The organism is Erwinia artemisiae, assembly GCF_051400835.1.
Classification (GTDB): Bacteria; Pseudomonadota; Gammaproteobacteria; order Enterobacterales; family Enterobacteriaceae; genus Erwinia; species Erwinia aeris.
Map to the genome: position 1 here is coordinate 1 of NZ_JBLFFM010000026.1, position 683 is coordinate 683.

Below are 683 nucleotides of genomic sequence, written 5' to 3' on the forward strand. Positions count from 1 at the left end.
CTGTCCAGGTACTGCCCCTGAAACCGGAGATTCTGCTGTACCGCCTGGAAGCCGGTCACGCTTTCGCGCTCCGTTTCGCCCCAGGTGGAGAAACGGCCGCGCCATACCACCTCGCCGTGTTCGTCGGTCATCCGTTCCGGCAGGCCGTTCAGTTCGGTGTGATACCAGAAAATATCCGACTGTTCACCGATGCTGTCTACGCGCGCCAGCGGTTCCCAGCTGTTTTCGCCGTAGATATACTGCGTGTTGCGCGCAGGCTGAAGGCTGCTGCTTTCGCCCACCATCCGCATGCCGCTCCACAGAAACGAAATAACTTCCTTTTCCCTTCCGTGGCGATGCAGAATTTTTTGCGTACGGCGACCCAGCGCGTCGTAGCGATATTCCGCACGACTGAACTCCCTGTGCCCGTCGAAACGTACTTCGCTGACGCGGTGCTCGTCGTCATAGCTGAAGTGCTGCTCCACGGCATCGGCAGACGATTTCCGCCACGTCATGCGACCAAAGCCGTCGTAGCGCCAGCGCGCACCCTTCAGCCTGAGCAGCAGGTTGCGCCAGACGGTTTCGCCCGGGCTGTCGGTCTGGTTTCCGGCAGCGTCCCAGCTGAAATGCTCTTCCTTATAGGTGCGGACTTCACGCGTGACCTGCCCCGTTGCATCATAGCCAAAGCGCTGCTGCTGGTTTGC

Annotated in this window: 1 protein-coding gene; it reads right to left on the minus strand. The window is 60.2% G+C overall.

Going from position 1 to position 683, the window contains the following annotated elements:
• Positions 1–683: RHS repeat domain-containing protein (locus tag ACMGEE_RS21705; protein ID WP_436830633.1), on the minus strand; the 683-nt coding region annotated here is incomplete at both ends.